21 protein-coding genes are annotated in these 25,621 nt (G+C 28.4%); 9 read left to right on the top strand and 12 right to left on the bottom strand.

Annotation, left to right across the window (positions count from 1 at the left end; translation table 11 throughout):
- Nucleotides 1–24: 24 nt before the first annotated feature.
- Genes dut through ABY863_RS07375 form a run of 4 tightly spaced genes read right to left on the bottom strand, consistent with a single transcriptional unit; the run spans nucleotide 25 to nucleotide 3,236 of the window.
- Nucleotides 25–456, bottom strand: a complete 432-nt coding sequence (gene dut / locus ABY863_RS07390) for a dUTP diphosphatase (protein WP_372793622.1) — start codon at nucleotides 454–456, stop codon at nucleotides 25–27.
- Between the two features lie 32 nt (nucleotides 457–488).
- Nucleotides 489–926, bottom strand: coding sequence for an SRPBCC domain-containing protein (locus ABY863_RS07385; RefSeq protein ID WP_372793621.1), 438 nt, complete (start codon nucleotides 924–926; stop codon nucleotides 489–491).
- A gap of 3 nt (nucleotides 927–929) precedes the next feature.
- Entirely contained in the window at nucleotides 930–1,775 is an 846-nt protein-coding gene (locus tag ABY863_RS07380; protein ID WP_372793620.1) for an alpha/beta hydrolase, read from the bottom strand.
- Nucleotides 1,776–1,778: 3 nt separating this feature from the next.
- Entirely contained in the window at nucleotides 1,779–3,236 is a 1,458-nt protein-coding gene (locus ABY863_RS07375; RefSeq protein ID WP_372793619.1) for a polysaccharide biosynthesis C-terminal domain-containing protein, read from the bottom strand.
- A 171-nt stretch (nucleotides 3,237–3,407) separates the two neighbouring features.
- Between ABY863_RS07375 and ABY863_RS07370 the strand changes: the two genes are divergently transcribed.
- From ABY863_RS07370 to ABY863_RS07345, 6 genes are all read left to right on the top strand, one after another.
- A complete protein-coding gene (locus tag ABY863_RS07370) occupies nucleotides 3,408–4,403 on the top strand; it encodes an NAD(P)H-dependent glycerol-3-phosphate dehydrogenase (RefSeq protein ID WP_372793618.1) in 996 nt (331 codons plus the stop codon).
- 103 nt (nucleotides 4,404–4,506) lie between these two features.
- Nucleotides 4,507–4,698 carry a cold-shock protein gene (locus ABY863_RS07365; protein ID WP_372793617.1) on the top strand — a complete coding sequence of 64 codons (192 nt, stop codon included), beginning with the start codon at nucleotides 4,507–4,509 and terminating at the stop codon, nucleotides 4,696–4,698.
- 188 nt (nucleotides 4,699–4,886) lie between these two features.
- Nucleotides 4,887–5,408 carry a menaquinone-dependent protoporphyrinogen IX dehydrogenase gene (gene hemG, locus ABY863_RS07360; RefSeq protein WP_372793616.1) on the top strand — a complete coding sequence of 174 codons (522 nt, stop codon included), beginning with the start codon at nucleotides 4,887–4,889 and terminating at the stop codon, nucleotides 5,406–5,408.
- 146 nt (nucleotides 5,409–5,554) lie between these two features.
- Nucleotides 5,555–7,960 (top strand): PAS domain S-box protein, encoded by a 2,406-nt coding sequence (locus ABY863_RS07355; protein ID WP_372793615.1) that lies wholly within the window; start codon nucleotides 5,555–5,557, stop codon nucleotides 7,958–7,960.
- Nucleotides 7,957–12,066, top strand: coding sequence for a PAS domain S-box protein (locus ABY863_RS07350; protein ID WP_372793614.1), 4,110 nt, complete (start codon nucleotides 7,957–7,959; stop codon nucleotides 12,064–12,066). The genes ABY863_RS07355 and ABY863_RS07350 overlap by 4 nt, the downstream gene beginning before the upstream one ends.
- A 73-nt stretch (nucleotides 12,067–12,139) precedes the next feature.
- Nucleotides 12,140–13,021 carry a hypothetical protein gene (locus ABY863_RS07345; RefSeq protein ID WP_372793613.1) on the top strand — a complete coding sequence of 294 codons (882 nt, stop codon included), beginning with the start codon at nucleotides 12,140–12,142 and terminating at the stop codon, nucleotides 13,019–13,021.
- Nucleotides 13,022–13,030: 9 nt separating this feature from the next.
- Here ABY863_RS07345 and ABY863_RS07340 read toward each other — a convergent pair whose 3' ends face one another.
- The 3 genes from ABY863_RS07340 to pheS all read right to left on the bottom strand — a co-directional run bounded on the left by ABY863_RS07340 (nucleotide 13,031) and on the right by pheS (nucleotide 15,669).
- Complete coding sequence (locus ABY863_RS07340) at nucleotides 13,031–14,092, bottom strand: lactonase family protein (RefSeq protein WP_372793612.1); 1,062 nt, start codon at nucleotides 14,090–14,092, stop codon at nucleotides 13,031–13,033.
- A gap of 112 nt (nucleotides 14,093–14,204) precedes the next feature.
- A complete protein-coding gene (locus ABY863_RS07335) occupies nucleotides 14,205–14,606 on the bottom strand; it encodes a hypothetical protein (protein WP_372793611.1) in 402 nt (133 codons plus the stop codon).
- Between the two features lie 43 nt (nucleotides 14,607–14,649).
- Nucleotides 14,650–15,669, bottom strand: a complete 1,020-nt coding sequence (pheS, locus tag ABY863_RS07330) for a phenylalanine--tRNA ligase subunit alpha (RefSeq protein WP_372793610.1) — start codon at nucleotides 15,667–15,669, stop codon at nucleotides 14,650–14,652.
- Nucleotides 15,670–15,903: 234 nt separating this feature from the next.
- Between pheS and ABY863_RS07325 the strand changes: the two genes are divergently transcribed.
- The 3 genes from ABY863_RS07325 to dinB all read left to right on the top strand — a co-directional run bounded on the left by ABY863_RS07325 (nucleotide 15,904) and on the right by dinB (nucleotide 21,660).
- On the top strand, nucleotides 15,904–18,939 hold the full coding sequence (locus ABY863_RS07325; RefSeq protein WP_372793609.1) for a PEP/pyruvate-binding domain-containing protein: 3,036 nt from the start codon (nucleotides 15,904–15,906) through the stop codon (nucleotides 18,937–18,939).
- A gap of 216 nt (nucleotides 18,940–19,155) precedes the next feature.
- Complete coding sequence (gene gdhA, locus ABY863_RS07320; protein ID WP_372793608.1) at nucleotides 19,156–20,493, top strand: NADP-specific glutamate dehydrogenase; 1,338 nt, start codon at nucleotides 19,156–19,158, stop codon at nucleotides 20,491–20,493.
- Nucleotides 20,494–20,565: 72 nt separating this feature from the next.
- Entirely contained in the window at nucleotides 20,566–21,660 is a 1,095-nt protein-coding gene (dinB, locus tag ABY863_RS07315; protein WP_372793607.1) for a DNA polymerase IV, read from the top strand.
- Here the strand turns inward: dinB and ABY863_RS07310 are convergent.
- The 5 genes from ABY863_RS07310 to ABY863_RS07290 form a co-directional block, all read right to left on the bottom strand.
- Nucleotides 21,657–21,863 carry a hypothetical protein gene (locus ABY863_RS07310; RefSeq protein ID WP_372793606.1) on the bottom strand — a complete coding sequence of 69 codons (207 nt, stop codon included), beginning with the start codon at nucleotides 21,861–21,863 and terminating at the stop codon, nucleotides 21,657–21,659. The genes dinB and ABY863_RS07310 overlap by 4 nt on opposite strands.
- 11 nt (nucleotides 21,864–21,874) lie before the next feature.
- Nucleotides 21,875–22,966 carry an MBL fold metallo-hydrolase gene (locus tag ABY863_RS07305; protein WP_372793605.1) on the bottom strand — a complete coding sequence of 364 codons (1,092 nt, stop codon included), beginning with the start codon at nucleotides 22,964–22,966 and terminating at the stop codon, nucleotides 21,875–21,877.
- A gap of 35 nt (nucleotides 22,967–23,001) precedes the next feature.
- Nucleotides 23,002–23,784, bottom strand: a complete 783-nt coding sequence (locus tag ABY863_RS07300) for an SDR family NAD(P)-dependent oxidoreductase (protein ID WP_372793604.1) — start codon at nucleotides 23,782–23,784, stop codon at nucleotides 23,002–23,004.
- Nucleotides 23,785–23,832: 48 nt separating this feature from the next.
- Nucleotides 23,833–24,396 carry a TetR/AcrR family transcriptional regulator gene (locus tag ABY863_RS07295; protein WP_372793603.1) on the bottom strand — a complete coding sequence of 188 codons (564 nt, stop codon included), beginning with the start codon at nucleotides 24,394–24,396 and terminating at the stop codon, nucleotides 23,833–23,835.
- Between the two features lie 212 nt (nucleotides 24,397–24,608).
- On the bottom strand, nucleotides 24,609–25,621 hold a 1,013-nt coding region (locus tag ABY863_RS07290), incomplete at its 5' end, for a saccharopine dehydrogenase family protein (protein ID WP_372793602.1).

Here is a 25,621-nt window from a genome sequence, read left to right as displayed (position 1 = left end):
TAATGAAGTATGTATTGAGATTTTTTAAACTCCTGTACTTCCAAATCCACCTGCTCCGCGCTCAGTTTCACTTAAAACTTCAACAATATCCCAGTTTGCACGTTCATGTTTTGAAATTACTAATTGTGCAATACGCTCTCCATCATTTATTACAAAATTTTGGTTAGATAGATTCACTAAAATCACACCAATTTCACCTCTATAATCTGCATCTACAGTTCCTGGAGAATTTAAAACGGTAATTCCATTTTTTGCTGCAAGGCCGCTACGCGGACGTACTTGCGCTTCTGTACCTACGGGCAAAGCAATAAATAAGCCTGTTTTAACAATGGCACGTTCTAAAGGTTTTAGTGTAATTGCTTCTGAAATATTTGCGCGTAAATCCATTCCAGCTGAGGCAATGGTTTCGTAGTTTGGTAATTCGTGTTTTGATTTGTTGATGATTTGTACTTTCATTTTGTATTCGTTTTTTTGAATTTATTAACTTTTTAGGAGTTAGTTTCAATATAATTTTTAAGTCTGTTCATAAAATATTTCCAACCAGCTCTGCAACTTTCAGGTTTAAATTCTGGAATATTTGTTGGAAAACTTTCAGTTACTATAGATGTAATTCTTAGCATTGTACCATTCGTTTGTTCTAACAATTCAAAATGCACAAAAGAGTTTCCTGAATATTCTTCATATTTCCAATTTGTGATAATTTTCTTCAAAGGTTCAACCTCAGTTACGGTCCATAAATGTTTGAAATTTCGTTCTTCCGAAGTAACATTAAATTCAGTTTTAAAACCAACAACTGGTATAAAATTGGGAATACTATCAAAAAACCAACATTTCATTTCATGAATATTGGTAATTGCATTCCAAATTATATTTACAGAAGCTTCAAATGATTGCTCAACAATAATAGGTGTTTCTTTTGATGTCATATTTTATTTTATATCATATAACCAAGTAACAACTTCTAAAAATTCACTTTTCCAAAAGGTTTCATTATGATTTCCGTTGGGATTTATTTTTGATTTTATGTTCTTCTGTTTAAAACCAGTTTCCAGTAATAATTTTTTGGTTTTTTCAGTTCCAGATACCATTTCTTCACCTTCTTTTTCACCTACCAATAAAAACAATTTTACGTTTTTAGTATTTCCATAGGCTGCGGTAAATCCTTCCACTTTATCAGAAAACCAAAATGAAGTTGATAATGCGCCAATTTTCCCAAAAGTTTTAGGATATTTAAGTCCGCCATAATAAGAAATTAAACCACCCAATGAGCTTCCAATCAAACTTGTATGTTTTTGTTGTTTTTTAGTTCTGTAAGTAGCATCAATATAAGGTTTCAAAGTGTTTTTAATAAAATTGATATAAATTTCACCTTTTCCACCGCCATATTTTTCATGTGACCAAGGTGTATATTCATTAATTCGCTCTTCACCAGCATTTTCAATACCTACAACAATAAAACCTTTTCCTGTTTTGTTGAAGAGTTCATTTAAAGTTTCATCTACTTCCCATTCGCCAATATAGGATGTTACATTATCAAATAAATTTTGACCATCATGCATATAAATAACAGGATATTTTTTTGAATTTTCAGTATAATTAGGCGGTAAATAAACCCAAATTTTATGACTGATAGTATTCAACTCAGGAATTAAAAATTCTTTTTCAATAATTGAAACATTTTTAGAAGCTGTAGATTTTTTTTCTTTAGTATTTTGTGAAAACAAAACTAAGGTTGTTAAACAACTAACTATAAAAAAAGTAATAATTTTTTTCATTTTTTACCGTTTTAATATTGCTAATAATTCCTTTTTTTCATTCCAAAAAATAAGGATTCCAAAGGTGAAAACAAGCGCAATTGACATAATATAATTTTCTCTAAAATAGGTAAATGAAACAAATGAAATAATCATAGAAACGATCAAATAACTTCCAGATTTTTTTAAATTATAAGGAACTGGATAGTATTTATTTCCTATAAAATAAGAGAGCACCATCATAGTTCCGTAAGCCAATAAAGTAGCCCAAGCTGAGGCTATAAATCCAATTACAGGAATTAAAGCAACGTTCATAATAATAGTAATTATAGCTCCAATAATTGAAAACAACATTCCATAAGGTGTTTTATCGGTTAGTTTGTACCAAATAGCTAAATTGTGATAAATACCTAAAAATAAATTAGCCAATAACACAATTGGCACAATAATAATAGCTTCCCAATAATCTGTATTTTTTATAAAAATTTCTTTAATAAGATCAAGAAAAACTACAATTCCCACAAAAACCAACGAGCCAACAATTATAAAATAGTTTAAAATTCGAGCATAAGTTTCTTTCGCATCTTTATGATTTGAGTGACTAAAAAAGAAAGGTTCAGCCCCCAAACGAAACGCCATAATGTATAAATTCATAAAAATTGCCAACTTATAGCAAGCAGCATAAATTCCCATGGTGCTTTTGTCAATAAGTTGTCCAATTAAGATTTTATCTAAATTTTCATTAATAACATAGGCAATTCCAGCAACAGCAATTGGCCATGAGTATGACAGCATTTTTTTAAATAATAAGATATTAAAACTCCACTTAAATTTTAATAAATAAGGGAGTAATAAAATAAGTGACATAGCACTTCCAATTATATTGGCAATAAATATAAAATTAACAATAAATGTACTTTCAAAAATGGTAGTTAAGAAGGTTGGTACAGGTGTTTCACTGTCTTTAAATTCTGGAATATATTTTAAAAATACCAGATTAATAACTACAATTACACCAACATTAATTAATTTAATAGCTGCATATTTTATAGGTCGGTTTGAAGCACGTAAATAAGCAAAAGGTATTACAGCTAAAGTATCAATTGCAAGTATTCCTATTAATAATTTTAGTTGAAGTGGGTTTTCACCAAAATCAAAAATAGTGGTAAAAAAATCAGAAAAAGTAAATCCAAGTATTACAAAAAGTATTGCTGAAGCAAATACACTTATAAAAGAAGTTGAAATTAAAGCATCTTTTTTTTCTTCAGCTTTATAAAACCGAAAAAAAGCAGTTTCCATTCCGAAGGTTAAGAGTACAGAAAATAGGGCAGCCCAAATATAAAAATTGGTGTTTTCGGCATAATTATCTGTTGGTAAAGCATCCGTATGCACACGAACTAAGAGAAAGTTTATTACTCGAGGTAAAACGGCTGCAATTCCGTAAATAATGGTGTCTTTAAAAAATCGTTTAAGTGTGCTCAATTTGGATTTATAGTAAATAATTTAAAAATTTAAAAGTACAAAAGATTTTCTGTTTTTTCATTAAAACAACTATTGAGAATAATGTTTACTTTGCTTCAATAATTGATAAAGCTTTTTAGTTTTGGTCTTAGTTTTAGTTTGTTTACTTTTGAAATCTAAATTCGTAATATAATGAGTGAATTTCCTAAGATTGCTGTTTTTGGAAGCGGAAGCTGGGCAACAGCCATTGTAAAAATGTTGTGTGAAAACTTAGAACAAGTTGGATGGTATGTTAGAAATCAAAGTTCAGTAGATTACATTAGAGAAAATGAACACAATCCAAATTACTTAAGTTCAGCAGAATTTGATGTAAATAAATTGTATTTATCAAGTGATATTAATGAATTGGTACGTTATGCTGATATTTTAATTTTTGCCATTCCTTCAGCATTTGTAAAAGCTGAAATAGACAAAATAACCGAAGATTTTTCTAAAAAAATTGTGTTTTCGGCTATTAAAGGTATTGTTCCAGAAACCGGATTAATTGTTGGGGAACATTTTAATAAAATGCATCAAATCCCTTTTGAGAACATAGGTGTTATTGCAGGACCTTGTCATGCAGAAGAAGTTGCAATGGAGCGTTTATCTTATTTAACAATTGCCTGTACTGACGCCAAAAAAGCAAGATTAATAGGCAAATGTATTTCTAGTAATTACATAAAAACAAAAATATCAGACGATATAATTGGTACGGAATATGCTGCAATGTTAAAAAACATTTATGCAATTGCCGCTGGTATGGCACATGGATTGGGATATGGAGATAATTTTCAGTCGGTATTAATGTCAAATTCTATTCGTGAAATGAAGCGCTTTATAAAAAAAGTTCATAAAATGAAGCGTAATATTAATAATTCAGCTTATTTAGGTGACTTATTGGTAACAGGATATTCGGTTTTTAGTAGAAATAGAATGTTTGGTAATATGATTGGTAAAGGATACACTGTAAAAAGTGCAATGATGGAAATGAGTATGGTTGCAGAAGGTTATTATGCATCAAAAAGTGCTTATTTACTAAATGAAAAAAACAAGGCTAAAACACCAATTATTGATGCTGTTTATGCGGTATTATATGAAAACAAAAATCCGAAACAAATTTTTAAAAATCTAACAGAACTATTAGATTAACAATAGTTTACGTTTTTTAAAATCAAAAAATAATTTTCAAAAAAATAGATATTAAAGTTTGAAATAAAACTATATTTGTATTATAATATATTTATTTATAATAATGAAAAAAGGTACAGTAAAATTTTTTAACGAATCTAAAGGTTTTGGATTTGTAACAGAAGATGGTTCAGGAACAGATTATTTCATGCACATTTCAGGCTTAATTGATGAAGTGAGAGAGGGTGATGTAGTTGAATTTGAACTAAAAGAAGGTAAAAAAGGGTTAAACGCAGTAAACGTTAAAGTAATTTAATATACTACATTAGCTTTTTAGAAAAATTAAAACCAGTCAATTTTTGACTGGTTTTTTTATGAAATATATCCAAATTTCACAGCTGTTTATTAATTGACATATATCATACAAACACTTTACTGAGTTTCGTAAATTTGAAAGTGTTTTAAATAGATTTTTAAAAGGAAACTTAAAATTAAATAACGACTATGAAAATTGGAATAGTTTACGCAACAGTTGATGGGCAAACATTAAAAATTTGTACTAAAATTAAAGAAGAATTAGTACAATTAAACAACCAAGTTGAACTTTATTCAATTGATGATTTTAAAGAAGAAATAACTAATTTCGATAAATTTATTATTGGATCAAGTATTAGATATGGGGTGCATCATAAAAAAATTACTGAATTCATAAATACCAATAAATCAAAACTTGACACTACAAAAACAGCATTTTTTTCAGTTAATTTAGTAGCAAGAAAACCAGAAAAAAACACACCAACTACAAATCCATATGTGGTTAAATTTTTTAAAACTATTAATTGGAAACCTACATTAGTAGAAGTTTTTGCAGGTAAATTAGACTATAAAAAATATCCTTATTTTGATAGAATTATGATTCAGTTTATTATGTGGATGACCAAAGGACCTACAGATAAAACGGTTGAGATAGAATACACCAATTGGAATAAAGTGTTAGAATTCAGTAAAACGCTTCATAATTTATAGTTTTTTTATAATAATCTTTAAATCAGTAAAGTAAGTTTTGTATATTTAGAGTATTAATTATTAAGACAATTTAAGCTCCTTATATAAATAGTTTTAACGTGCATAAAAGAGCTTATAAATTAAATAATAAATAATTGCTCTTTGTTATGAAAACAAAACTCACCTACCAAGAATTAGAAAAAGAGTTAGAAATTTTAAAATCAAAAAAATCTATTCTTTTTGAAAAATCAAAAACTTCACGTATTGAAAGTGAAAATAAGTTTAAAAATATTATTGAAAATGCAGGAGATGCTATGTATATGGCAAATTTTGAAGGACAAATTTTAGAAGTAAACAAATTAGCTTGTACAGCGCTTGGTTATAATGAAAAAGAATTATTATGTTTAAATATTACAGAACTAGATGCGAACTTTATTGAGGTAGAGAAAGCCAAAAAGTTTTGGAATAGCTTAGAAGTTGGCAAATCATATTCTTTAGAAACAAAACACAAACGCAAAGATGGTTCTACTTTCCCTGTTGAAATTAGAATTAGTGTTGCTTCAATAAATAATAATAAAGTAACACTTGGTTTTGCTCGTGATATCACTGAGCGTAAAGTAGCAGAAAAACAATTAAAAGAAAGCGAACGCTTATTAAAAGAAGCACAAATAATAGCAAAGATTGGGTATTGGGAATTGAACTTGTTGGATAATAAGTTAACTTGGTCTGATGAAGTTTTTAGAGTATTCAATTTAAAACCACAAGAATTTAAACCTACATATGCTACCTTTTTAGAGAAAATACACCCAAAAGATAAAGAAATTTTCAACAATACTTATTTAGATTCATTGGAGAATAATAAACCTTTTGAAATAACACTTAGATTATTATTAAATTCAAATGAAATTAAATATGTTTTAAAAAAAGGTTACACAGAATTTAATGAAGAAGGAAAACCACTACGTTCATTAGGAACCATTCAAGACATTACTGAAAGAAAACAAGCTGAAATTAAACTTGCCAAAAGTAGAGATAAACTGAAAGCAAGTGAACAAAAATTTAGGCAACTTTATGAAAAATCTGGGGATGCTATTATGATTGGTAAAAACGGTAAATTTAGTGATGTGAATGATGCGGCCGTTATAATGTTTGGCTATACATCTAAAAAAGAATTTTTAGCAGTTCATCCTAAAAAATTATCACCAAAGTTACAACCTAGCGGCGCTGAATCATTTGAAAATTCTAAAGTAATGTTGTCTACTGCTCAAGAAAAAGGTACGCATCGATTTGAATGGTTTTTTTTAAAAAAAAACGGAAAAACATTTCCTGCTGAAATTTTACTAACATCAATTTCAAATAAAAAAAATAACAAAATTATTCATGGTGTTTTAAGAGATATTACAAACCGTAAACGAATAGAATCTGAATTGATAGAAGCTAAAATGAATGCAGAAGAAAGTGATCGTTTAAAAACGGAATTTATTAGCAATATGTCTCACGAAATTAGAACCCCAATGAATGGTATTATGGGATTTTCTGAATTGTTAGCAGATTCAGATTTAATTGATGAAAAAAGAAAGTATTTTGTTAAAATAATTAAAAATAGTGGCAAACAATTATTACAAATAATTGATGATATTATCGAAATTTCTAAATTAGGAACAAAACAAGTAAAAGTTTACGAAGAGCCAGTTAATTTAAACGATTTATTATTAGAATTATTTTCAATTTTCGATTCAAAAGCAAAAGAAAATAAGACACCATTATATCTTGAAAAAGGACTTTCAGATAAACAAAGTGCCATACTAACAGACAAATCTAAACTCAATAAAATAGTAAGTAATTTATTAGAAAATGCCTTAAAATTTACAAATATTGGATTCATAGAGTTTGGTTATAAATTAAAAAACAATAAAGAGTCCTCAATATTAGAAATTTATGTGAAAGATACTGGAATTGGTATTAAAACTGAAGATCAAAAATTAATTTTTGAACGCTTTATACGAGCCAACAAAGAAATCTCAAAAAAAGTAAAAGGATTAGGGCTTGGACTTTCAATTGCCAAAGAAAATACCGTGTTGTTAGGTGGTGAAATTTTGGTTGAATCAATAGTAGGAAAAGGAACTACTTTTTTTGTAACAATTCCTTACAAACCAGTTTTTGATGATATTGAAATTACAAATGATACGCTTCAAAAAAAAACAACCATTTTAATTGTTGAAGATGAAGAAATAAATTACTTATATTTAGATACTTTATTAAAAGATGTGTTTAAAATTAATTGTACTATTTTACATGCAAAAAATGGTAAAGAAGCTATAGATATTTGTAAAACAAATATAACCATAGATATGATACTTATGGATTTAAAAATGCCTGTAATGAACGGATATGATGCTACAAAAGAGATAAAAAAATTATACCCAAGCATTCCTATTATTGCTCAAACAGCCTATTCAACAAAAGAAGAGCAAAAAAAAGCAATAATGGCGGGTTGTGATAATTTTATTTCAAAACCAATAACCAAAGATTCTTTATTTAATATGATAAATAAGTTTGTTCCTCAACTATGAAAAGTCAACAAAAGCGTATAGAAGAAACGTTAAAATTCATTAGTAATGAAGGATACCAAATATCAGCAGATGAGTTTCTTCAAAAAATAGCTAAATTTTTAACTCATTTATTAGAAATTGAATATATATTAATTGAGAAATATTTACTAAAAACACCAACAATTACTGAAACAGTTGTTGTTTGTAATAAACAAAATATACTCTCAAATTTTTCTTATGAATTAGCCAACACACCTTGTGAAAATGTGATTAATAAAAATATTTGTATATATCCAAGTAACATACAATCACTCTTTCCAAAAGATGAATTACTGGTACAAATGAATATTGAAAGTTATGTAGGAATACCTTTATGGTCTTCAAAAGGTGAGCCTATAGGTTTAATAGCATTGTTAGATAGCAAACAAATAATTGGCACAGAAAATATTAAAATTATATTACAAATTTGTGCAATAAAAGTTGAGAAAGTATTAGAAAAAATAATTTTCGAAAATACCTTAGAGTTAGAAATAAAAAAATTAGAAGCTTTAAATAAACTAAATAAAGAAATTGAAGAAAAATATTCCAAAGCATTTTTTAACAACCCTATTGCTATGGAAATTGTAGATTTTAAAACAGGAGAAAGAATTGAAGCTAATGAAAGCTATTTTCAAATTTTTGAATACGCTAAAGATGAATTTTATAAAGGTAATATTTTTACTAATAAGTTAATAATAGATGCTGGAATAAGAGATATAATTAACAAAAAACTTGCTGAGATAGGATCTTTTAAAGATTCTGATTTTAGTATAGTCTCTAAATCCGGTAAAATTAAAAACTTGCTGGTAAGCGGAGCAAGGTTAAATATAGATGATGGTAACAAAGCTCTTTTAACTTTTAAAGATATTACTGAAGAAAAACAATCTAAAATTTTACTTCAAAATAGTGAAAAAAAATTCAAAAAAATTGCAAACCTTACTTTTGAAGGAATTATAATTCATAATAATGGAATTGTAATAGATATAAACCATTCATTTGAAAAAATGTTTGGATACAATCATGACGAATTAATAGGGAAGGATTTTGTAAATATACTATATCCTAAAAAATATCATAAAATAATTAGAGAAAACAGAGATAAAAATAATTTTTTACCAATTGAGATTGAGGGAATTAGAAAAGATGGTACTGTTTTTCCAATAGAAGTTAAAGGACGATATTTTTCATCAGAAGAAAATAAAGTATTTAGAGTTGCATCTGTAAGAGATTTAACCGAGAAAAATAAAATCCAAGAACAAACTAAAAAATTATCAACAGCAATTGAACAAAGTGCCAATACTATTGTAATTACAGACCCTTGTGGAACTATAGAATATGTAAACTCAAAATTTACTGAAATTACTGGCTTTGCTTTAGAAGAAGTAATTGGGAAAAACCCAAGAATTCTAAGTTCAGGAAAACAACCCAAAGAATATTATGCTAAAATGTGGAAAACCATAACAGCTGGTAAAACTTGGCAAGGTGAATTTCAGAATAAAGCTAAGAATGGTATTTTATTTTGGGAACAAGTAACCATAACTTCAATAAAAAATAACTTAGGAGAAATTACAAATTATTTAGCAGTAAAAGAAGATATTACGAAACGTAAACATGCAGAAGAAAAATTAATAGAAGCAACACAAAAAATTAAAAATAGTGAACAAAAATTTCGTGAGCTATTTGAAAAATCTGGAGATGCTATATTAATTATCAAAAATGGGATTTTTATTGAATGCAATGAGGCAACTGTAAAAATGCTTGGATACAATGCTAAAGAAGAATTTTTAAATTTACATCCATCACAATTATCACCAAAACAACAACCTGATGGATTAAATTCTATGGATAAAGCTGATGAAATAATGAAAACAGTCTTAAAAATAGGATCACGTAGATTTGAATGGCTTCATACCAAAAAAGATGGAATTAATTTTTATGTTGAAGTATTATTAACAGTGATTTCAAGTGAACCAGAAAATAAAATTATTCATTGTGTTTGGAGAGATATAACAGAACGAAAAAAATCAGAAAAGGGACTCATTAGTGCTTTTGAAACAATTAAAGAAAATGAAGAGTCGCTAAATAGAATTTTAGAAACTGCTAATGAAGGATTTTGGGTTATTAATACGGAAGGTTTAACAACTAAAGTTAATCCTGAAATGAGCAAAATTTTAGAGTGTGCCGAAAACGAAATGATTGGAAAATCTATTTTTGAATTTGTTGATGATGAAAACAAGAAAGTTTTTACGGAACAATTGAAAAACAGATTTCAAGGTGCTTCTTCAGCATATGAAATTGAATTAAAAACGAGTAGTGGTAAAAGAATACCTTGTTTGTTTAAAACATCACCTGTCTACAATAAAAATGAAAAAATAATTGGTTCTTTTGCATTGGTAACAGACATTTCAATATTAAAAAACGCATATGAAATGTCTGAAAATCAAAATCAAGAATTAAAAAATTTAAGTTTAGAATTATCAGAAAAAAACACGTTGCTTTTTGAAAGTAACAGCCGTTTTAAAAGTTTATTTGAAGAAAGTCCAGTTTCAATTTGGGAACAAGATTTTTCAGAAGTAATACAACTTATAAATTCAAAAGGAATAGCAACAAAAGATGTTAAAAAATATTTAAATGAAAATTTAGATTTTGCTAATGAATGTATTTCAAAAATAAAAATCATTAATGTAAATCATAAAACATTAGAGTTATTGGGAGTTAAAAATAAAGAAGATTTAATAACTCATATAAGAAAAAGTAATAATAATAAAGCTATAAATATAGTTGTAAATGAAATTGTATCAATTGTATTAGGTAATAAAGAATTTAAAAGCGAAACAGAATTTTTACATACAAATGGAGCCATTATTACCGCCATGATAAAATCTAATGTAGTAGATAATAGTGGAAAAGTGATAGCTTCTGTTATTGATATTTCAGCATTAAATAAAGCGAAAGAAAAAGCGGAAGAAAGTGATCGTTTAAAAACTGAATTTTTAAACAATATGTCACATGAAATTAGAACACCTATGAATGGTATTTTAGGATTTTCAGAAATGTTAAATGATCCAGATATTGATAGTCAAAAGCGAAATAATTTTGTAAAGATTATTCAAAATAGTGGAAAACAATTAATGCATATTATTGATGATATTTTAGAAATTTCTAGCTTAGGCACAAAACAAGTAAAAGTAGAAGAAGAAGAAGTTTGTATAAACGATGTGATGTTAGAATTATTCTCAATTTTTGACATAAAAGCAAAGGAAAATAAAACACCGCTCTATCTTAAAAAAGCACTTTCAGATGAAGAAAGCACCATAATTTCTGATAGATCGAAATTAAATAAAATACTAAGTAACTTATTAGAAAATGCTTTAAAATTCACGAACAATGGGTTTATTGAATTTGGATACTATCTAAAAAATAGCAACACTCAACTAGAAATATATGTAAAAGATACTGGAATAGGAATTAAACCAGAGAAGCAAGAATTAATTTTTGAGCGTTTTGCACAGGCTGAAAAAGAACTAACAAAAAAAGTTGGAGGTTTAGGATTAGGTTTGTCAATTGCAAAAGAAAATACAGAGTTATTAGGAGGGAAAATTTCAGTGAAATCTGAAATGATGGAAGGAGCAACATTTTTTGTGAATTTACCTTTTAATCCCATTTATACCCTTATTGAAACTGAAGAAAATAATAATAAATATACTATTTTAATTGCTGAAGATGAGGAGGTTAATTACATTTATCTTGAAACAATATTAAAAGATATTATGAAATTAAATTGTGATATTTTACATGCTAAAAATGGGCGAGAAGCTATTGATATTTGCCAAAACAATTCAACTATTAATATTGTTTTAATGGATTTAAAAATGCCTGTTTTAAATGGTTTTCTAGCTGTAAAAAAAATACGAGAATTTAGGCCGAACCTACCTATTATTGCACAAACAGCTTATTCAACTATTGAAGATAGAGAAGAAGCAATTAATATTGGTTGTAACGATTTTATTTCAAAACCAATTGGAAAAGACGTTTTAATGAATGTAATTAATAACTATTTAAAAGATATCACAATAAATTTAGATTAAATGTATCACACCCAATTTAACGTTGTATAAAAACTTTTATTTTTAAAATTTGAATCTAAAAAAATTAAAATATATGAGAATTTTATACTTCATTTTAATACTTACTTTTTTAAATGTAAAAGCTCAAGAAAGGGTTTTAATAAGCGAAACAGATAGTATAAATATATACGAAACATATTTATCAACTAACACTACTAATAATATTTTTCCTACAAAGTATAAAAATGGACTTTTGTATTTATCATCCCATAAATCTACTAGTTCGCATCTTTTTTATTCAAATTTAAATTCAAAATCAAAAAAAATTAAAATTGATAAGAAATTTCAATCAGGTGCCGTAAATGTGTTTAAAAACGAAATATATGTTACAGCAACTTCTAAAAATATGGATTCGTTTGGTTTTTTTAATTTGGCTATTTATCAAGGAATAATTGAGGATTTAAAAGTTTCAAACTTTAGCGTATTACCAATATGTAAAAATGAATTTTCATATGCAGATCCAACAATTTCAAATGACGGTAATTTAATGGTAATTGTAACTAATGAAAATGGTAGGTATCATTTGCTGGAACTCAAAAGAACTGTAAACAATGAATGGGAAAGAGGAAGTGTTATTTATATTTCACATCCCAATTTTAAGATTTTAAACCCAACGATTTATGATGAAAACACCATCTATTTTTCATCAAATATATACAATGGAGAATTGACAAGTGTTGTGTATGAAAATATTGATGGAAATTTAAAAATGGTTGAAAAAAAGATAGAAACAGGAGTGTTTAACATCTATAAAATTGAAAGAAATAATGGCACTTGGGGAATACCCATAAAAACAAACGAGTTTAATTCTGAATTTGATGAACTTGGCGTTTTATTTACTACAAAATCAAGCGGTTATCTAACTACTTACAGGTTTAATAATAATGATAATATTTACTATTTTGAATTGAAATAAAACTTGAAATTAAAAAAGTAAACAAACTGGAGTTGGTGTATTTTTACTGTATAAAAAAGTAAGATTTCCTGTTTTTATAGCTACCTCATAAACACTTATATTTTTACTTTTTTGATTTGCAACCAATAAAAATTTTCCATTTGGAGATATAGTGAAATTACGAGGCCAATCACCATTTACTGATATTGTTTGTGTTTTTTGAATAGTTCCTAATGTATCTCTTTTAAAAACTACCATACTATTTTCACCTCTGTTTGAACCGTATAAATAGTTTTCATTCTGAGATAAATGAATATCAGCACAAAAACTTTCACCTTCAAAACCATCATTTAAAGTACTAATATTTTGAATTTGATTATACTTTTCTTTTCCTTTTTTTAAGACTATAATGGTAGAGTTAAGCTCATTAATTACATAGATAAAATCACCATTCTTAGAAATTTCAAAATGACGCGGACCAGATTTTTCACCCATTAAATATTTTTCATTTAAAAGATATTCATTCCCGATTTTAACATAGTGAGCTAAAAAATCGAGCCCTAAATCAGCAACAAACAATTCATTGTTTAAAAACTTTGTTGAATGAGTGTGTGATTTCTTATTAGGCGCATTATGATCTATAATTTGATTTGCAGGTTTAATTTCTCCGTTTTTTTTAACTTTATGAATAGAAATAGTACCGCCAGTATAATTTGAAATAACAGCGTTTTCATCATTTAATTGAATATGACAAGGATGAGCTCCGTTAGAACTTACACTATTTATAAATTGAAGAAAACCATTTTCAGTAACTGAAAAAGCACTTACAAAACCACTATTAGTATTTTTAAAATCAGCGACTTCACTTACAGCATACAAAAATTTTCTATTCTTAGAATAGGATAAAAACGATGGATTTGTAACTTTAGCTGCTAATTTTTGATTGCTAATTTCACCTGTTTCAATATTAAAATCGTAACAATAAATTCCTTCACTTGTTTCATCGGTATACGTACCAACGTAAAGAGGAATATTTTGAGAATTTGAGATGAGACTGAAAATCATGAATAAAAATAAAAATGTTGTTTTCATGTGTTAATATTTATTGTTTTTTTATGGTCAAATGCTGTTCGCTATTAATCATTTCCTTGGAAGAGAAAAAGGTTAACATGCTCGTTTCATGTGTAAAAAGTTAAAAGGCATATTATTTCACTAAAATACCACGTTTATTTAACAAAGGAATATTGCGTAAAGCACCTTCTTTTATGGAGCCTTTTTCAAACAAATATTTTTTATCGAATAGTTGGTTTCCTTCAAAAAAAGTAACATTAAAAAAGTTAGAAATAGTTACAACTTCACCTTGTAATAATTCAATTTTAGCGAAAGATTTTGCAGGCAATTTTTCAATTTTCTTACGCATTATTGAAGTTTCTAATAGTTTATCTTCATCATATCCTTTAGAAACAATTAAAACCATTTCTATAGCAACTTCTTTATTGTTAATAATATAGGCATTCCAGTCTTCACATAAAAATTCATCATTATATTCTTTAACAACAGCAATAAATATGTTTGTAACTTCGGGTATTTCTAGATCTTTTTTCATAAAAGTTTAATAAAAAATTCCGCTAATTAGCGGAATTTGTAAACTATATTATTGATTTAAATTGCTCTAAAAAACGAACATCGTTTTCATAAAACATTCTAATATCAGGTATTTGATATAATAGCATGGCAATACGCTCAATTCCCATTCCAAAAGCGTAACCCGAGTAAATTTCAGGATCTATATTTGTGTTTTTTAACACATTAGGATCAACCATACCACATCCCATAATTTCTAGCCAACCAGTTCCTTTTGTAATTTTATAATCGGTTTCCGTTTCTAATCCCCAATAAATATCAACTTCAGCGCTTGGCTCAGTAAAAGGAAAATAAGATGGGCGTAAACGTATTTTTGATTTCCCAAACATTTCTTTCGTAAAATATAATAATGTTTGTTTTAAATCAGCAAAAGAAACATCTGTGTCAATGTATAAACCTTCAACTTGATGAAAAATACAATGTGCACGTGCCGAAATATCTTCGTTTCTAAACACACGACCTGGAGAAATGGTTCTAATTGGCGGTTTGTTATTTTCCATATAGCGCACTTGTACAGATGAAGTGTGTGTACGCAATAAAATATCTGGATTTTTTTCAATGAAAAAAGTATCCTGCATATCACGAGCTGGGTGATATTCAGGTAAGTTTAGTGCAGTAAAATTATGCCAGTCATCTTCAATTTCAGGACCTTCAGAAACTGTAAAACCAATGCGTGAAAATACATCAATAATTTTGTTTCTAACCAAAGAAATAGGATGGCGAGAACCTAATTCAATAGGTTCAGATGGACGCGTTAAGTCTCCATAAAATCCTTTTTGCTCAGTAGCATTTTCTAAAATATCTTTTAGAGTAGTTACTTTATTTTGAGCAGAATTTTTTAAGATATTTAAGGCTTGTCCAAAATCTTTTCTTTCGGCCGGCGCTACATTTTTAAATTCCTCAAATAAATCGTTTAGGATTCCTTTTTTACCTAAAAATTTAATTCTAAAAGTTTCAATTTCATCTTTAGTAGTGGCATTAAATGCACTTACTTCTCCAATCAGTTCTTTTACTTTATCTAACATTTTGCATATAAAATTAGGTTGCAAATTTAAACAATTTTATTTTGAAAAAAAGAATAAGTGTTTGAAACGTGTTTGTTCATTTATTTACTCCAAAAAACAGTTTTATTGAATTTGATTTATTAGCGATAATATTTTAAAACAAAACGTTTTTGTTTATCTAATTAAATTTATAAAACTATTAAAATTTATAGTTTAAATTCTATCTTGCATAGATTAACAAAGTCTCTTAAAATAATGAAAAATCCTTTACCTGATTTAAAAGCATATGAGTTTGAAGATGTTGCTTTTAATGAGTTAATGCAAAATAGAATTAATAAAATTTTGATAGTTTGTTCTAACTACGATTACTACATGTTAGAAGAAGATGGTAGAATTGACGAGCGAATTTTTAATGAATACACGGCTTTAAATTTAAGGTATCCGCCAAACTTTGTACACGCTAATTCTGCAAAAAGAGCTATAAAAATGCTGGAATCTAATAAAATAGATTTAGTGATTACTTGGTTAGATATTGGTAATTATAAAGCATTTGAAACATCACAACAAATTAAAGAAGCTTTTCCAAATGTTCCAATCGCAGCACTTAGCCATTACTCTTCTGAATTAAGAAAAAAGGTTTTAAGAGAAAATACAGGAATTATAGATTTTGTTTTTCATTGGAATGGAAATGTTGATATTTTTTTAGCCATTATTAAATTAACTGAAGATAGAATGAATGCTGAAAATGATATCAATAAAATTGGTGTTAAAGCTATTTTATTGGTTGAAGATTCCCTGCGATTTTATTCAAGATATTTACCAATTATTTATAAGATTATAGTAAAACAAACACACTCATTTATGTCTGAAGGCTTAAATGAGCATCGTGGAATGATGTTAATGAGAGGTCGTCCAAAAATTTTGTTAGCTACAAATTATGAAGAAGGAATGTTGCTGTTTGAAAAATACCAACACAATCTTTTAGGTGTTATTTCAGATGTTAGTTATTATAAAGATGGGAAACGCGATATACATGCGGGGTTTGAATTTTTAAAATATGTTAGAAGTTTAGAGCGTTATTTTCCTTTTTTAATTCAATCTTCAGATAATGAAAATGAAAAAATAGCTTTAGAACTAAAAGGTAAATTTTTATATAAACATTCAGAAACATTAGGTCAAGAGCTAAAAAAATTCATTAATAAATATTTTTCTTTTGGTGCTTTTGAATTTTGGGACCCAAAACAAATGAAAGTTTTAGCAAAAGTTAATGATTTAAATAATTTTCAAAAAGCTTTAGCTATTGTAACTACAGATGCTATTGAGTATCATGCTAAAAGAGGTGAGTATTCAAAATGGTTAAAGTCAAGAGTTTTATTTCCATTAGCAAACCTATTTAGTAAAGTTGAATTTGAAGATTTTGAAGATGCAGAACATATTAGAGAATTTTTACTAAAAGCAATAAAAGCATATCGAGTTTTTAGATCAAGAGGTGTTATTGCGAAATTTGATAAGGATAAATATGATGAATATTTAGGATTTTCAAGAATAGGAGAGGGTTCTTTAGGAGGAAAAGGACGTGGTTTAGCATTTATAGACTCCTTTTTAAAGCGTCATAGGTTATTTCATAAATACCAAGATGTAACCATTTCTATCCCTAGAACCGTAGTTATAAGCACTGAAGTTTTTGATGAATTTATGGATAGCCATGAATTAATAGATTTTGTTGCAAATTGCGATAACGATAGCGATGAGAAAATTTTAGATAAATTTATCTCAAAACCATTTCCAAAATGGGTTTTAGATGATATTAAAGCTTTTTTAGATATCACATCTTCACCAATTGCAGTGCGGTCTTCAAGTGTTTTGGAAGATTCACATTATCAGCCATTTGCAGGAGTTTTTGCTACCTATATGATTCCAAATACAGAAAAAGAAGTGATGCTGAATATGGCTTGTAAAGCAATTAAATCTGTGATGGCATCTGCCTTTTTTCAAAGCAGTAAATCATATTTAAAAGCTACTTCTCATTCTATTGAAGAAGATAAAATGGCTGTTATTTTGCAAGAAGTAATAGGAAAACAATATGATGATGTTTATTACCCAAATATTTCAGGAGTTGCACGTTCTATTAATTTTTATCCAATTGGGAATGAATTACCAAATGAAGGAATTGCAAATATAGCGTTAGGATTAGGTGAAATTATTGTTGGAGGTGGGCAGACCTTACGATTTTCACCCGCACATCCTAAAAAAATTCTTCAGCTATCTTCGCCTGATTCAACCAAAAGAGATACTCAGCAATACTTTTATGGGTTGGATATGGATCCAGATAGTTATAAGGCTTCAACTAATGAATCTATCAACAAAAAGAAAATATCTATCAGACGTGCAGAAAAACATGGGTCTTTAAAATTTGTGGCTTCAACCTATGATTTACAAAATAATATTATAAAACCAGGAGTTCTACATGATGGTATTAGACTAATTACTTTTGATAATGTTTTAAAATATGGAACATTTCCGTTACCTGAAATATTACAAGATTTATTAAGAATTGGTCAGCGTGAAATGAGAAATCCAATTGAAATAGAATTTGCAGTTAAATTAGATGTGCCAACTGGCCAACCAAAAGAATTTAGTTTTTTACAAATTAGACCCATTGTAGAAAGTTACGAAGCTACTATTGAAATTCCTGAAAATTTTGACGTTAAAGAAACCATCATTTACTCAGAGTCAGCTTTGGGAAATGGGAAATATGAAGATATTTATGATTTTGTTTATGTAAAGCCAGAGGCTTTTAATAGTGCAAATACAAGAGAAATTGCTGCCGCTGTTGAAAAAATGAATAAAAAGTTTGTTGAATTAGATAAAAAATATGTTTTAGTAGGTCCAGGGCGATGGGGATCTAGTGATCCTTGGTTAGGAATTCCTGTAATTTGGTCACAAATATCTGCCGCAAAAATAATTGTTGAATCAGGGCTTAATAATTTTAGGATTGACCCAAGTCAAGGCACCCATTTTTTTCAAAATTTAACTTCATTTAAAGTGGGATATTTAACTATAAACCCTTTCATTAATGATGGTTTTTTTGATATAGATTATTTAAATAAACAGGAGGCTTGTTATGAGGGAGAATTTATAAGACACATATGTTTTGAAGAACCTTTAACTATAATTATTGAAGGCAAAAGTAATAAAGCTGCAATCTTTAAGAAAGGTTATAAATTAATCAAAAACAGAGAGTCCTTTGAAGATTCAAAGGAAGATTTACCACCAGATGGTTTCATGTAAAAATCAAATTTAAAATATAAATTAACAAAAACAGAATTGTTAATTTGATAATTTATGAGTACCTTAAACAGGTTTTAATTTATTTTCAATAAAGTTTCGCAATATTAATTGCAATAAGTTAAAAATTTACGTTTTTTTTTATTAAAAATGATTTTAATATCATTATTTTTGTTAGACATTTTAAAACAGTTTTAAACACTTATAAATTATAGTATTATGAATGTAAAAGATATATTAAATAACCTTGAAAAAAAGCACCCTGGTGAACAGGAATATTTACAAGCAGTCCACGAAGTATTAGAGTCTATTGAGGGCATTTATAATGAAAACCCACAGTATGAGGCAGCAAAAATTATTGAACGATTAGTAGAGCCTGATCGTATTTTTACTTTTAGAGTTTCATGGGTAGATGATAGTGGTGAAGTTCATGTGAACTTAGGACACAGAATACAATTTAATAATGCAATTGGCCCATATAAAGGAGGTCTACGTTTACACCCAAGTGTAAATTTAAGTATTCTTAAATTTTTAGGATTTGAACAAACGTTTAAAAATGCATTAACTACCTTACCTATGGGAGGTGGAAAAGGAGGTTCTGATTTTAATCCAAAAGGAAAATCGGATGCTGAAATAATGCGTTTTTGCCAAGCATTTATGTTAGAATTATGGCAGATTATAGGCCCTGATACTGATGTTCCTGCAGGAGATATTGGAACCGGTGGTAGAGAAATTGGGTTTATGTATGGTATGTACAAAAAGCTGAAAAGAGAAAATACAGGTGTTTTCACAGGAAAAGGATTAAATTGGGGTGGAAGTTTAATAAGACCTGAAGCTACAGGTTTTGGAGCAGTTTATTTCACCAAGGATATGTTAGACACTAAAAATGATTCCTTTAAAGGTAAAACAGTTGCAGTTTCTGGTTTTGGAAATGTAGCTTGGGGAGTTGCTTTAAAAGTTTTAGAACTAGGAGGTAAAGTTGTTACTATTTCTGGTCCTGATGGATATATCTATGATGAAAAAGGTTTAGATGCAGAAAAAATTGATTACTTGTTAGAGCTTAGAGCTTCTAATAATGATATTGTATCGCCTTATGCAGATGAATTCCCAGAAGCAAAATTTATTGCAGGCAAAAAACCTTGGGAAGTTAAATGTGATATTGCCATGCCAAGCGCAATTCAAAATGAATTAAATGGTGATGATGCAGCCTTATTAATTTCAAATGGTGTAAAATACATTGTTGAAGTTTCAAATATGGGTTGTACTCCTGAAGCTATTAATTTATTTCATAAAAATAAATTACCATTCGCACCTGGTAAAGCCGCAAATGCTGGTGGAGTTGGAGTTTCTGGTTTAGAAATGTCACAAAACGCCATGAAATTAAACTGGACTCAAGAAGAAGTAGATGCTAAATTACATCAAATTATGTCTTCTATTCATGTGGCTTGTTCTAAATTCGGAACACAAGAAGATGGTTATATTGACTATGTAAAAGGAGCAAATATTGCTGGATTTATTAAAGTTGCTGACGCTATGTTAGATCAAGGTATTGTTTAATTTAATAAACTTACTATTAAAAAAAGGGTTGCTATTTAGCAACCCTTTTTCTTTTCTATATTTGTTAGATAAATGGAAAATAAAAATTCATATCGTAAAATAATTCATGTTGATATGGATGCCTTTTATGCATCGGTAGAGCAATTGGACAATCCTGAATTAAGAGGCAAGCCAGTTGCTGTTGGTGGAGGAGGTGAACGAGGAGTTGTTTCTGCGGCAAGTTATGAAGCACGAAAATTTAATGTACGTTCTGCAATGAGTGGAGTGTTGGCTTTAAAAAATTGTCCACATTTAATTTTTGTACCTCCCAGATTTGAACGCTATAAAGAAATTTCACAAAAAATTAGAGCCATCTTTCATGACTATACCGATTTGGTAGAACCACTTTCATTAGATGAAGCTTATTTAGACGTTACTGAGAATAAAAAAGGAAATCCATCAGCAAGTTTAATAGCTAAAGAAATAAGACAACGCATTTTTAATGAGTTGCATTTAAATGCTTCTGCAGGTATTTCTAATAGTAAATTTGTAGCTAAAATTGCTTCGGATATTAATAAACCAAACGGACAAAAAACAATTCCACCCGAAGAAGTTCTTTGTTTTTTAGAACAATTACCTATTGAAAAATTTTACGGAATTGGAAAAGTAACAGCTTCAAAAATGTTTAGTTTGGGTATTTTTAATGGGGAGAATTTAAAAGACAAAACTGAAGAGTTTTTAATGCAGCATTTTAAAAGTTCAGGAAGTTATTATTATAAATTAGTACGTGGCGAAATTGCAAGTGAGGTAAAGCCAAACCGAAAACGAAAATCGGTGGCAGCTGAACATACATTTGTAAAAAATTTGACTTCAGAAATATTTATGCTAGAGAAATTAGAAAAAATTGCTGAAGAATTAGAACAACGATTAATTCACTCAAAAGTATCAGGAAAAACGGTCACTTTAAAAATTAAATATAGCGATTTTAAAACCCAGACACGAAGTAAAACGATGCCTTATTTTATAAAAGAAAAAGCTGTTTTATTGGAAACGGTGAAGGAGTTATTATTTCAAGAAAAAGTATTAAATTCAGTTCGTTTATTAGGTATTTCAGTAACAAATTTAAATATTCATTCTAAAAAAATTACTGAAAAACCTATTTTAGTTCAGCTTAAATTTGAGTTTTAAGTCAATTCTTTACAATAAAAACCTTTAGAGTTTAATAAAAATTCAATGTCTGAAGTTAAATCTTCAGTAGCTTCTATTCTTAAAATTTTATCACAATCTTCAAAATCAAAATCAACGGTTGAAATTTGCTTGAAAGAATCTAACATTGCTCTCACGTGTGTTTCTAATTGTGAAAATATATTTGTTTTAAATACTATAATCATGATTTATTAATTTATTGTATCCACCATTTATTTTTTGGATAATTATCACTATTTAATACAATAGATTCTCCAATTATAGGTGTTGAAATAGGTATATTTAATTCTTTAGCTTTTTTGGTAGCTCTAACAATTGGGTCATCCCAACTATGTAAGGCTAATTTAAACGCTCCCCAATGAATAGGCATCATTAATTTACTTTGTACATCAATACTAGCTTGTATTGTTTCTTCAGGTGTCATATGAATTTGTGCCCATTGCTCGTTATATTGTCCACATTCTATCATTGAAAAATCAAACGGACCGTATTTTTCTCCAATTTCTTTAAAATGATTTCCGTAGCCACTATCACCACTGAAGAAAATTGAATTGTTTTTAGATTTTAAAACCCAAGAACACCAAAGTGTGTTATTTCTTTTAAAACCACGTCCTGAAAAATGACGAGCTGGGGTTGAAACAAATTCTACTCCTTTATAATTAATATTTTCCCACCAATCAAATTCAGTAATTTTTTCTTTAGAAACTCCCCACTCAGTTAAATGTGCCTTAATTCCTAAAGGAACATAAAACTGCTTTACTTTATCTTTTAATTTTAAAATAGAACCATAATCTAAATGATCATAATGGTCGTGAGAAATTAAAATAATATCAATAGTTGGTAAAGAATCTATAGAAATAGGATGAACTTTATTAAATCGTTTAGAACCTAGCATTGCGTGAGGAGCCGCAACTTCCCCTAGCATTGGGTCGATAAAAATTGTTAGACCTTCCATTTCAACCAAAGCTGCTGAATGTCCGAACCAAGTTATTTTAGATTGATTTTTATCTGGAATAAAATCACTTTTTTTATGCGTTTCTACAGGAATTTCAAAATTAGGAACTTTGTTATTTCCGTTCGTAAAAAATTGAGGAATTGTTTGCCATTTAAAACCTGTATTTTGAAGTGTTTTTTCTTTGTTTATAAAAACCCCTTCTTTAAAGTTGGGTGAATTAATCATTTTTTTGAAACTTAATTCCGAAGGTTTTCCTCCAAATTGTGGACTTAAATTAATAAATGAAACTCCAGCAATTGCAACCAGTGCTGAAATTGATAATATTCCTATCATTGTGTTTTTTAAAATTAATAAAGTTAGTTTTATCATTATTTTACTTCTTGCATTTGACGAATTTGCTTTAAAATCATCTTTTTTGGTGTAAACGGAATCATTGCCATCATTAGTTTTTGTAGTGGTTTTAATCCGGAAATCACATCAATTTTTCCTTTTAACATCCCATTGTAACCTTCTAATGCTACTGAATATGCAGTTGCGGTTTCCTTAAACATTTCAGTTTTATCCATACCAGAAACTGAACCAAATTCACTTTCGGTAGCACCTGGCATTAGGTTAGTTACTGTAATGTTAGTGTCGTGTAATTCTTCGTAAAGCGCATTACTAAAAAAGGTTACATATGCTTTTGTTGCAAAGTAAACAGCTTGCAATGGTCCAGGCATTAAGCTAGCAGTAGAAGAGGTATTCAATATTTTTCCACTGTTACGTTTTACAAATTCTGGAAGAAATAAGTGAGTTAAAGCTGTTAATGCAGTAATATTTAAATTAATCATAGAAATTTGTCGCGCTAAACCTAACTCATGAAATTTACCCAACGCCCCAAAACCAGCATTATTTATTAAGTATTCAATTTCAATACCTTGTTTTTTTACTTCGTCATAAATCTCTTTTGGCGCATTTAAATCGCTTAAATCTTTAGCAATTACAACTACGTTAATTTTGTATTGTAGTTCTAATTCCTTTTTAAGGTTGTTTAGTTTGCTTTCGTTGCGTGCGATAATTACTAAATTACCACCCGTTTTTGCGTGAATAATGGCAAGTTCTTTCCCAATTCCAGTACTTGCGCCTGTTATTAATGCAGTTTTTGTATTCATTTTTTTTATTTTGATTGATTAAACACTCAATGTTGAGGTCAAATTTTTTTATGGTTTTAAGCTGTTGTAAAACAGTTCCCAAGCTTGTTCAATAAATACTTGGTCATTTCTTTTTTCTGGAAATTGTGTTAAATAAGTAACCATTGAAGTTATTAAACCAAACATAGAACCCATAATAAAATAGGTGTCCATATTTTTAATTAGTTCTTTATCAACATAAGATTTAATTAAATTATTAAATAATTCATATTTCGCAACAATTTCTGGATGGCTTTTCACTCTTACTGCACAACTTGTATTATCTAATTGAAGTAAAAATCTGAATTTCAAACTGTTATCTATTGCCCAATTCCAAGAGTTAGACCATATTAAACGTAATTTTCCAAGGTCTGAATGAATTTTATCAATTTCATTCATTATAGAAGAGGTGTATTCTTTTTTTATTGAAACATACAACTCATCAATTAAATCGTCTTTGGTTTTAAAGTAGTGAAATAGAATTCCTGCACTAACGCCAGCTTCTTTTGAAATGGCTGAAGTTGGAGTTGCGTGTAAACCTCTTTCTACAAAAAGTTTAGTGGCTGCTTCTAATAATAATTCTCTTTTATCCATTTTTAATTGACTAATCACTCAACAAAAGTAATGCAATTTTTTAAATCACAAAAATAAACTTCAAAATAAATGAATATAAAGCTTCAATTTGAATAGCAAAGTCTGAATTGTTATTCCTGCCAAGGCAGGAATCTATAAAAAGATTGTTGTAATTCAATTTGCATTGTATGGATACCTGCCTTCGCAGGTATGAAAATCAACAATAAAAGTAATTAAAACTCTTCTAATTTGTAAACAATGTTACGTTCTTCCAAATACTTTAAAATATAGTTAAAGCATTGCTCATATTTCCCTACTAATTCTGGAGGGAAAACACCTTTTTCACTAAACAAACCATCTAAAAACATGTTTGCTGCTGCTGTTGCAGTGTAACCTGTTGTTCTTGCCATAGAAGATGTTTGGGTTTCAGCACAATATTCATCGTGTAAATTGTAAATAATGGTTTTGTTTTCGCCTTTTTCATTGATTCCTTTTAAGGTAATACGCATCACTGTAAGTTCTTCTTCGGTATCACCTAATTTCCACTCGTTAAACAATATTTTTGAAGAAAATTCTAATGGAGAAATTTCAACGCCGTTAATATTCATTTTTTCTTCGCTAAAAAATCCGCTCTTTTTCAAAACGTTTATGTACTCAATATGACTAGGATAACGCAATGTTTTTTCTTTCATATTTTTAACATGAGGCATGGTAAAAATAATAGAACGCAATCCGTCAGAATTAAAAGATTCAAGCGTTCCAACACCCTCAAAATGTACAAATTCACAATCTGATAATGCTTCTTTTATTACAATATTTCCGTTTTCAACATAACGAGCTGGTCGTGTATATTCTTCAATAACATCAATAGGAGAAAATGGAGCTTTGTAACTAAATGGCCATTTTTTTACTTTTGGTAAACCACCAACCAAACATTCAAAATCTGTAAGTTTTAATTTTTCATTATAATAACCTAAAAAAATGTTTCCCATTCCTGGCGCAACTCCGCAATCCACAATTGCAGTTATATTTTTTTCTTTGGCAAGTGCATTAAGTTCCGAAGAGTCTTCTGGAAAAAACGAAATATCTATTACGTTTTTTCCAGCTTCAATAATAGATTTTAAGGTTTCAAATCCTAAAAAACCAGGAACGGCACAAATTACCAAATCGAAAGGTTTTATGGTTTTTTGAAGTTCAATTTTGTCCGTTACGTCCAATTCAATTGGTGTAAGTTTATCGCATTTTT

This window comes from Lutibacter sp. (assembly GCF_041562875.1).
Taxonomy (GTDB): domain Bacteria; phylum Bacteroidota; class Bacteroidia; order Flavobacteriales; family Flavobacteriaceae; genus Lutibacter.
This window is presented reverse-complemented; position numbering and strand designations above follow the sequence as displayed.

Bases quoted from the DNA above. Each gene is read 5' to 3' on its own strand.
- dut (WP_372793622.1), bottom strand. From the start codon at position 456: ATGAAAGTACAAATCATCAACAAATCAAAACACGAATTACCAAACTAC.
- ABY863_RS07385 (WP_372793621.1), bottom strand. From the start codon at position 926: ATGACATCAAAAGAAACACCTATTATTGTTGAGCAATCATTTGAAGCT.
- ABY863_RS07380 (WP_372793620.1), bottom strand. From the start codon at position 1,775: ATGAAAAAAATTATTACTTTTTTTATAGTTAGTTGTTTAACAACCTTA.
- ABY863_RS07370 (WP_372793618.1), top strand. From the start codon at position 3,408: ATGAGTGAATTTCCTAAGATTGCTGTTTTTGGAAGCGGAAGCTGGGCA.
- ABY863_RS07365 (WP_372793617.1), top strand. From the start codon at position 4,507: ATGAAAAAAGGTACAGTAAAATTTTTTAACGAATCTAAAGGTTTTGGA.
- hemG (WP_372793616.1), top strand. From the start codon at position 4,887: ATGAAAATTGGAATAGTTTACGCAACAGTTGATGGGCAAACATTAAAA.
- ABY863_RS07355 (WP_372793615.1), top strand. From the start codon at position 5,555: ATGAAAACAAAACTCACCTACCAAGAATTAGAAAAAGAGTTAGAAATT.
- ABY863_RS07350 (WP_372793614.1), top strand. From the start codon at position 7,957: ATGAAAAGTCAACAAAAGCGTATAGAAGAAACGTTAAAATTCATTAGT.
- ABY863_RS07345 (WP_372793613.1), top strand. From the start codon at position 12,140: ATGAGAATTTTATACTTCATTTTAATACTTACTTTTTTAAATGTAAAA.
- ABY863_RS07340 (WP_372793612.1), bottom strand. From the start codon at position 14,092: ATGAAAACAACATTTTTATTTTTATTCATGATTTTCAGTCTCATCTCA.
- ABY863_RS07335 (WP_372793611.1), bottom strand. From the start codon at position 14,606: ATGAAAAAAGATCTAGAAATACCCGAAGTTACAAACATATTTATTGCT.
- pheS (WP_372793610.1), bottom strand. From the start codon at position 15,669: ATGTTAGATAAAGTAAAAGAACTGATTGGAGAAGTAAGTGCATTTAAT.
- ABY863_RS07325 (WP_372793609.1), top strand. From the start codon at position 15,904: ATGAAAAATCCTTTACCTGATTTAAAAGCATATGAGTTTGAAGATGTT.
- gdhA (WP_372793608.1), top strand. From the start codon at position 19,156: ATGAATGTAAAAGATATATTAAATAACCTTGAAAAAAAGCACCCTGGT.
- dinB (WP_372793607.1), top strand. From the start codon at position 20,566: ATGGAAAATAAAAATTCATATCGTAAAATAATTCATGTTGATATGGAT.
- ABY863_RS07310 (WP_372793606.1), bottom strand. From the start codon at position 21,863: ATGATTATAGTATTTAAAACAAATATATTTTCACAATTAGAAACACAC.
- ABY863_RS07305 (WP_372793605.1), bottom strand. From the start codon at position 22,966: ATGATAGGAATATTATCAATTTCAGCACTGGTTGCAATTGCTGGAGTT.
- ABY863_RS07300 (WP_372793604.1), bottom strand. From the start codon at position 23,784: ATGAATACAAAAACTGCATTAATAACAGGCGCAAGTACTGGAATTGGG.
- ABY863_RS07295 (WP_372793603.1), bottom strand. From the start codon at position 24,396: ATGGATAAAAGAGAATTATTATTAGAAGCAGCCACTAAACTTTTTGTA.